The organism is Piscicoccus intestinalis NBRC 104926 (assembly GCF_001515525.1).
GTDB lineage: Bacteria > Actinomycetota > Actinomycetes > Actinomycetales > Dermatophilaceae > Kineosphaera > Kineosphaera intestinalis.
Genome location: NZ_BCNQ01000011.1, coordinates 1 through 5,899 on the forward strand (window position 1 = coordinate 1; position 5,899 = coordinate 5,899).

The following is a 5,899-nucleotide window of genomic DNA, read 5'->3' on the forward strand; positions in this document are numbered from 1 at the left end:
GGCCCAGTGTCGTAGCAACTTCAGGCTCGTCGACGTTACATGCGGGTACCCGGTCGTGCGCCACACCTGCACATCACGCCGGAGCCCATTGATCAGGGTGTTTTGCTGGACGATCTCTTCCTGCAGCGCCAGCTGCAGCTGGTCACCCTGATAGGCCACCTGAGCGGGGGCGTTCTTGGGCTGGCGACCCCGCTTCTTCACCGGTGCCACCGGCACGAAGGACTCGCTTGGTCGGCGACCCTTAAGGACCTGTCCGGTGGGCCCCTTGGGTCCGATCTCGAAGTAGCGCGACGGCTCGTCGTATGGCCCGTTCAAGACCGGATCGTCGAGCGTGGCGGTCGCCCTTCCCCCTACAGTCACCGCTCGGACCTCCTCGAACTACCTTCTGAGTGAGCCTATCTCGCGAAGACCCGCAGGTGATGCGGCCGGGCGACAACAGTGCCCGGAATCGGGGCCGCGTCAGGTGGGCGTGCCGTCCCAGTGGCACACCCGTGACGGAGCGGGTCACGGTCCCGATCGAGGCCCTGACGCAGCCGCACCGACCGAGATGGTGGCCCCTCCTGTCTTGATCGACGGAATACCCTCGGTCGTAAGCCGAACCGCCCTCGGGGCGGCCTCGCGGTAGTCGTAACCCCTCCGGCTCCCCCAGCCGACCGATAGGAGAGGGTCCAAGCCTGGAGAACTCGATCGGCAGCTCGAGGCGGCAGGTCGAACTTCGACGAGAGGACTTCATCGGTCTGGTGAGGCGTCGATGGGATCCACAGACGGAGGAGGGCGTCGATGAGTGAGGTCAGCCAGCTCATCGGCGAACGTGTCGATGTGTCCGACAGCCTCTCGGACGAGGCCAAGCTGCTTGTCCTGGCCGCCATCGAAGGAGACGCTGCGCTCGCAGACCTGGCGGGCTTCGTCCCACCCTCCGGGGCGCCGGCCGAAGTCAGCTGCGTGGAACCCGCCGGCGCCTTCCTGTCCGCGATATCGGTGGCGGGCTTTCGCGGGATCGGACCGGAGGCGACCCTCTCTTTTCGCCCCGATCCCGGCTTGACCGTCGTCGCAGGTCGGAATGGCTCCGGCAAATCGAGCGTCGCCGAGGCGCTCGAGATGGCCTTGACCCGCACGACGTACCGCTGGAAGGGCAAGCCCTCCGTGTTGTGGTCGCAGGGCTGGCGAAACCTCCACGACGGAGCCGACCCGCGGATCACCGTGAAAATCGCGGAGGAGGGGCAGGGCGAGACCTGGATTCGGGTGACCTGGCCTCAGGAGGCCGAGGATGTGTCCACCGCAGACGTGCGGCTGCAGCGGAAGGGCCAGAAACAGGAGGCGAGCCTCGACGGCCTGGGGTGGACCGCGGCACTGGAGACGTATCGGCCGATGCTCAGCTATGAAGAGCTGGGCGCGCTCCTGGTGGCCGAGCCCAGCAGGCTCTATGACGCGCTGTCCAACGTGCTTGGTCTGGAGGAGATCGGTGACGCGATCAAGCGGCTCGACGCGCACTGCAAGAGCCTGCGCGCACCCGAGGTCGCTGTCCGGGAGCACAAGCGGTCGCTCGTGGCTGACCTTGCCGCCAGCGACGACGTGCGAGCGATCCGGGCTCGAAAGCTTGTCTCGTCCTCCAAACCCGACATTGAAGCACTCAGATCCCTCGCCACGGGGGGACCCGGAGGCGATCGCGACGAGGTCGACGGACTGAACCGGTTGCTCCATCTGTCTTTGCCCGACGGCGAGGTCGTTACGGAAGCCGCGAAACGACTCCGGGCAGCCGTGCAGGCGATGTCGCGCGCCGGTGATGAGCATCTGGAAACGCTCCAGCTGCGGCGCCAGGTCTGGGAGGCCGCTGTGTCACTCCATGATCGTGCGGGAGACGAATCGTGTCCCGTATGCGGGCAGGGGCACCTCGATGCGGTCGTCGTCGACGACCTGCGCCGTCAGTTGCACGATGTCGACGAACATCTGGTTAACCTGCACGCCGCCAGCACGGAATTGCGACAGGCCCGAGAGACTGCGACTCGACTCATCACGCCCCTGCCCGAGTGCACCCGGATGGATCTGCCCGAGTCTTTGCGTCCGGCACGCGACGGCGTCGTCGAGGCGTGGCACGAGTGGTCGACATTGCCCGACGACGACCTCGACCTCGCCGAGCACCTGGAGCATATGTCTCAACTCCTGCGCGAGTCCTTGACCCGCCTACAGCAAGCGGTATCGGCCGAGCTGAGGGAGCGCGATGCGGCCTGGACGCCGTTGGCCGCGCGCGTCGCGGCCCACGCCGAACGCCTCGCCGCCTGGACGCAGGCGAAACCGGAGGCGGACGAGGCCAAGCACGCGCTCCGGTGGCTCAAGGACAACGACATCGCGATCAAGAACGACCGGATCCGTCCCATCGCCGACCGAGCGACGGAGATCTGGAACATGCTCCGGCAGCACAGCAACGTCGACTTCACCGGTCTGACCCTGGCCGGTACGACCACACGACGGCGGGTGGACATCCTGTCCTCCGTGGACGACCAGCCCGGTGCCGGTCTGGCAGTACTGAGTCAGGGAGAACTGCACGCGCTGGCGCTCGCGCTGTTCCTGCCCCGAGCCACGCTGCCGGAGAGCCCATTCCGCTTCGTCATCCTCGATGACCCGGTGCAGGCGATGGACCCGGCCAAGGTCGACGGCCTCGTCGAGGTGCTCGCCGAGATCGCCCGCACTCGGCAGGTGATCGTCTTCTCGCACGACGATCGACTGGCCGCCGCTGTCCGTCGCGGGACCGTGGACGCGACGATCGTCGAGGTCACCCGCGGGGAGGGGTCGGTCGTCACCTTCGAGGTCTCGCAAGACCCGGCCGCGCGCTACCTGTCGGATGCCTTCGGCATGGCCAGGGACCCCAAGCTGCCCATCGAGACCCTCAGGCGACTGCTGCCGTCGATGCTGCGCTTCGCGGTTGAGGCGCAGGCGCGGGATCGGTACTTCAATGAGCGCCTCCGATACGGCGACTCCCACGCCGACCTGGAGGACGCCTGGAACTCCGCGCACACGACATCCCGTCGGTTGGCGCTGGGCCTGTACGGCGAGGATCGCAGCCTGGATGCGTGGCTGGCCCGGCGCGGAGAGCGCAGTTTCGTTCTCGGCGTCTGCTCTTCGGGTGTGCACCAGGGTTTGAGGGGCGATCCGATGGATGCCTGTCGCGCTACCGAGCGCGTGCTCGAAGACGTCAAGGCCGGCCGATGAGCGACTGGTTGGATCAGGCGCAGCGGCTGCTCTGTACCGGTGGTGAAGCCGCAGCTCACCGCAATCGGTCGGTCTGCTGGCTCGCGAGGGCGGGCTTGGAGTACATCGTTCGAGACCTCCTCCGCGACGCCGGCTACGAGGTCGGCGAAGCGTCCATGCGCACCCAGCTGTCGTGCCTCGAAGCCGCCTACCATCGCCGACAGCCGCAGCTGGCCGCCCGCACCGAGTACGCTTGGGCCGCGTTGTCCCGCGCCTCACACCAGCACGCTTACGAGTTGTCGCCGACGGACGACGAGTGCCGACATCTGGTCGCCCTGGTTCGGTCTCTCCAGACTTGACAGTCGTCGATCCTGTGCCCGACCAGGCACTCAGGAACGAAGTTCACGGTGGCCATCAAACTCAGGGCTTGGGTCGAACGTGGAGACCGCCGGGAGCTGCCGCCAGGATGCGCATGGTGACCTGCTGTAGGTCGCAGATTTCGGCTGGGGCACCCTAAGGCGTTCCAATGCCGCATCTTTCAGCCGAGAAGCCAGATGCGACACCAGCCTTCGGGGCGCTGCGCTGACGACGGCCGACGACTAGCCGGGCCAAGCCCGGCGCGCTGTTGAGTCATCGACCTGGCTACTCTGACAAGGTCATTGCGGCCCGACGGGCTTCCGAACCGGACATGCCCCCACCCGCACGAACCGTTTCGTGCTGCCTGGGGACCTGTCCGTGCATCTGCTGCGCACCTCCGTTCGGGGGCTGTCTGCGCTCGAAAGCCACCTGGCCGATCTGCTGGCCGAGGAGCTATCCGTGCGCACCGGAGCCCGCGCATCGACGGCTGAGCGGCGCTCCTGGTCGCGCAGCCTCCCGCGGTTGCGGGCCGACCTTGTTGATGCCGGCTTGGTCGACGTCGAAATGATCCTGGAGTACCAACTCCCTCTCACCAGCAAGCGTGCGGATGTCGTGCTGGCCGGTCGCCATCCACGCTCCGGCAAGCCGTCGTACGTCGTCGTCGAGTTGAAGCAATGGAGCGACGCGGAGTCGTTCGACGACAGCGATACGCTGGTCCGCGTCGGCGCGTACGGCCGCAGAGGCGTGCTCCATCCCGGACTTCAGGTTTCTGGCTACTGCACCTACCTGACCGACTTCGCCGCCGCCTTGTCTGACCAGCCGCACGAGTTGGCGGGCGTCGCCTACCTGCACAACGCCACCGACTCCGGCGTCGCGGACCTGTTCGCACTCGGTCCGACCGAGCACAGCCGGTTGTTCACCGGGCAGCGTCGCGGCGAGTTCGTCGACTTCCTGCGCAGCCGACTCGCCACCGACTCCGACGGGCGCGACGCCGCCGACATGTTGCTGGGCAGTGCGGCCGCGCCATCGCGCAAGCTGCTCGCGGTAGCTGCCGATGAGGTTCAGCGGCGGGAGCAGTTTGTGCTGCTCGACGAACAACGGGCGGCGTACGAGCACGTGCTTCACGCCGTCGAACGGGCCCACCGCTCCAACGCCAAGACCGCCGTTGTCGTCACCGGAGGTCCGGGCAGCGGCAAATCCGTGATCGCCCTGTCGCTCGTCGGTGAACTCTCGCGGCGCGGACGCACGGTGATGCACGCCACCGGCTCCCGCTCGTTCACGCAAACCCTCCGCAAGATCGCCGGACACCGCGCGCCCCGCGTGCGAAACCTCTTCGCCTACTTCAACTCGTTCATGACCGCGGAGCACAACGGGATCGACTGCCTGATTCTCGACGAGGCCCACCGAATTCGTGAGACCTCCGTCAACCGGTACACCCGAAAGGAGCAACGCGCGCAAGCGCGACCACAGATCGAGGAACTGCTCGCCGCGGCCCGTGTGCCCGTCTTCCTCCTCGACGAGCATCAGGTCGTGCGACCCGGCGAGCAGGGCACCGCCGACGAGATCGAGGCCCACGCGCACCGCGCCGGTCTGCAGGTCGAGCGCATTGACCTCAGCGGCCAATTCCGCTGCGGCGGATCACGGCTCTATGTCGACTGGGTGTTGCGGCTACTCGGACTGGCTGATGGCGGGCCGATTCCATGGCGAGGCGACGGCGCGTTCGAGGTCGACGTCGTCGATTCCCCCAATGAACTCGAACTGCAGTTGAGGCGCCTGGAGTCTCACGGCTACACAGCGCGCATGGCCGCCGGTTACTGCTGGCCTTGGAGCGATCCCACGCCAGACGGGATTCTTGTGCCTGACGTGCACATCGACGGCTGGTCCCGGCCGTGGAACCTACGAGGAGACCGTGCGGTCGGTGGCGCGCCTCCCTCCGCTTTGTGGGCGACGGACCCGGCGGGCTTCGGGCAGGTCGGCTGTATCTACACGGCGCAAGGGTTCGAGTACGACCACGCCGGCGTCATCATCGGCCCGGACCTCGTCTGGCGCGACGGGCGTTGGCGGATCGTGCGTGAGGCCAACCGTGACCCCGACTTCCGCAGTCGCGCACGCGTCGATGACCGGCAGGTCGACCGGCTCATCCGCAACGTCTACAAGGTGCTGCTCACGCGTGGGATGCGCAGCGTGCGGATCTACTCCACCGACCCGCAGACCCGCGACTTCCTGCACTCGCTCATGCGGCAGTAGCTAGGACGTGTCTCCCTTATGTGCGTAGCCAGGTGAGGATGGCGAAGAACGTGACGGCGGCGCGGTAGGTGATGGCGAGTTTGTCGTATCGGGTGGCCAGCCCGCGCAA

3 protein-coding genes and 1 pseudogene are annotated in these 5,899 nt (G+C 67.0%); 3 read left to right on the plus strand and 1 reads right to left on the minus strand.

Going from position 1 to position 5,899, the window contains the following annotated elements; genetic code table 11:
• A pseudogene (locus PINTE_RS03500) lies at positions 1–360 on the minus strand (BPTD_3080 family restriction endonuclease); the annotation flags it as partial.
• Positions 361–780: 420 nt separating this feature from the next.
• On the opposite strand from PINTE_RS03500, the gene PINTE_RS03505 reads away from it, so the two are divergent.
• The 3 genes from PINTE_RS03505 to PINTE_RS03515 all read left to right on the plus strand — a co-directional run bounded on the left by PINTE_RS03505 (position 781) and on the right by PINTE_RS03515 (position 5,790).
• The gene (locus PINTE_RS03505; protein ID WP_068426313.1) at positions 781–3,207 is read left to right on the plus strand and encodes an AAA family ATPase; all 2,427 of its coding nucleotides are present in this window, start codon (positions 781–783) and stop codon (positions 3,205–3,207) included.
• A complete protein-coding gene (locus tag PINTE_RS03510) occupies positions 3,204–3,545 on the plus strand; it encodes a hypothetical protein (protein ID WP_068426316.1) in 342 nt (113 codons plus the stop codon). Before PINTE_RS03505 ends, PINTE_RS03510 begins: the two co-directional genes overlap by 4 nt.
• A gap of 355 nt (positions 3,546–3,900) precedes the next feature.
• Positions 3,901–5,790, plus strand: a complete 1,890-nt coding sequence (locus PINTE_RS03515; RefSeq protein ID WP_245642776.1) for a DUF2075 domain-containing protein — start codon at positions 3,901–3,903, stop codon at positions 5,788–5,790.
• Positions 5,791–5,899 lie beyond the last annotated feature (109 nt).